The organism is Stenotrophomonas sp. SrG (assembly GCF_050031795.1).
Lineage (GTDB): Bacteria > Pseudomonadota > Gammaproteobacteria > Xanthomonadales > Xanthomonadaceae > Stenotrophomonas > Stenotrophomonas rhizophila_A.
Map to the genome: position 1 here is coordinate 1 of NZ_JBNBBE010000243.1, position 274 is coordinate 274.

Below are 274 nucleotides of genomic sequence, written 5' to 3' on the forward strand. Positions count from 1 at the left end.
ATGTCCAGCACCACCAGGCACAGCGGGTGGCCGCTGCGTTGCGAGCGGGCGAAGTCGCGCGCCTGCGCTTCGTCGAACGCGCGGCGGTTGGGCAGCCCGGTCAGCGCATCCTCGCGCGCCTGCCGCTCGAACTGGTCGGCCTGCACTGCCAAACGCGCGGCCAGCTGGGTCTTCTCTTCGTTCAACGCCTGCAGGCTGGCGGTCTGCGCGTTGAGGTCGCGGGTGGCGGCATCGACCTTGCGTGCCAGGCGTACGTTGCTGGCCTTGTAACGCT

General features: G+C 69.7%; 1 protein-coding gene. It reads right to left on the minus strand.

Annotated elements, in window-relative coordinates; all coding sequences use genetic code 11:
* A partial coding sequence (locus tag ACQG3P_RS19690; protein WP_426805982.1) for a GGDEF domain-containing protein occupies window positions 1-274 on the minus strand: 274 nt, incomplete at both ends.